Origin of the sequence: Faecousia intestinalis, assembly GCF_040096185.1 — a bacterium.
In the GTDB taxonomy this organism is placed as follows: domain Bacteria; phylum Bacillota; class Clostridia; order Oscillospirales; family Oscillospiraceae; genus JAZOXB01.
The window spans coordinates 1-1,505 of the sequence record NZ_JBBMFF010000123.1; the positions used below are offsets into that span (position 1 = coordinate 1).

Below are 1,505 nucleotides of genomic sequence, written 5' to 3' on the forward strand. Positions count from 1 at the left end.
CTGCGCTGCCGGTCTCTTTCCCACCGGCAGCGCAGGGGCTGTTTTTATTCTGGCTTCCGAATCAAGCATCCCCCCCGGCAGCTTTCCGCTCAGGTCTGCGCTGCGCCGTCGACGGACAGGATCTCACCCGTTACATAGCTTGCCAGATCGCTGGCAAGAAACAGATAGGCGTTGGCGACCTCCTGCGGCTCGCCGATGCGGCCGAGCGGGATGGGCGCGCTGATGCGGTCGACCAACTCCTGCGGCAGGGCCGCGACCATATCCGTCCGCGTGACGCCGGGCGCGACCGCATTGACGCGGATGCCCGCGCGGCCAAGCTCCCGGGCGAGGCTGCGTGTCAGGCCGTTGACGGCAAATTTGCTGGTGGGATAGCCGACGCCGCTCGGCTGACCATAGAGGCTGACCATGGAGCTGGTGTTGATGATGCAGCCCTTCCCTGCTGCGCGCATGATCGGCTCGACGGCCTTGCAGCCGTGGAACACCGCCGTGACATTCAGGTCCATGATGCTTCGGAACGCCTCGGGCGAATAATCCGCCAGCGGCTCCCGCGCGGAGATCCCTGCATTATTCACCAGAATATCCACCCCGCCGAAGGTCTGCGCGACCTCCTGCACCGCCCGCTCCACGGCGGCATAGTCCGTCAGATCGGGCCAGAGGCCCATCACCGGCCAGTCCGGCTGCTCCTCCCGCAGCTGCGTCAGCGCTCTCTGCACGGAGGCCTCCCGGCTGCCGAACAGCGCCACCTTTGCCCCATTGTGCAGGAACGTCCGGACAACGGCAAGCCCGATGCCGCGCGTTCCGCCGGTCACGATCGCATTTTTTCCGTTTAACATATCCGTTACTCCTTTCCATCGATCCATTGTTTATTCAATATTGTTTTATCGATTCAATAATATCAAATATTTCCTAAAAATCCAATTGTTTTTTTGCATCAGAATCATAGACGGTGTGCATGATCGGGCTCCGGCTTGACAGTTTTCTCCGCATTCGGTACAATATGAAGGAATGATTACCTGCGGAAGGAAGCGACTGTCCTGAAACCCGGAACCGACTATCTGATCACCGAAAGGCCCGCGCGGGCGCTTTTGAAATTCTCCCTGCCGATGATCGTTGGAAACCTCTTCCAGCAGGCCTATACCATCGTGGACTCCGCGATCGTCGGCCACTACAACGGCGAAGCGGCGCTGGCCGCCGTCGGCGCGTCCTCCGCGCTCACAACGATCTTCATCTGCGTGGCCATCGGCGGCGGCATCGGCGCCTCCGTCATCATCAGCCAGCATTTCGGCGCGAAGCGCTTTGCCCGCATGAAGTCCGCCGTCTACACCGCCCTGCTGACGTTTCTGGCCGTCAGCGTCCTGCTGGCTGGCGTCGGGCTGCTGTGCAGTGAGCAGATCATGACCGCCCTGAAGACTCCGCCCGACGCGCTGGAGATCGCAGCCACCTATCTGAACATCTATTTCTATGGTCTGCCCTTTCTCTTTCTCTATAATATCCTGTCCTCCCTG

Annotated in this window: 2 protein-coding genes; one reads left to right on the forward strand and one right to left on the reverse strand. The window is 60.5% G+C overall.

All coding sequences use genetic code 11. The features are described from left to right. Nucleotides 1-89 precede the first annotated feature (89 nt). Nucleotides 90-833: an SDR family NAD(P)-dependent oxidoreductase gene (locus WMO66_RS02455; RefSeq protein ID WP_349134822.1), complete on the reverse strand. Its 744-nt coding sequence runs from the start codon at nucleotides 831-833 to the stop codon at nucleotides 90-92. 252 nt (nucleotides 834-1,085) lie between these two features. Between WMO66_RS02455 and WMO66_RS02460 the strand changes: the two genes are divergently transcribed. After that, nucleotides 1,086-1,505 (forward strand): MATE family efflux transporter (locus WMO66_RS02460; RefSeq protein WP_349134823.1); only part of this gene is annotated, 420 nt, incomplete at its 3' end.

Coding starts and splice junctions, on each gene's coding strand:
- WMO66_RS02455 (WP_349134822.1), bottom strand. CDS start 833: ATGTTAAACGGAAAAAATGCGATCGTGACCGGCGGAACGCGCGGCATC.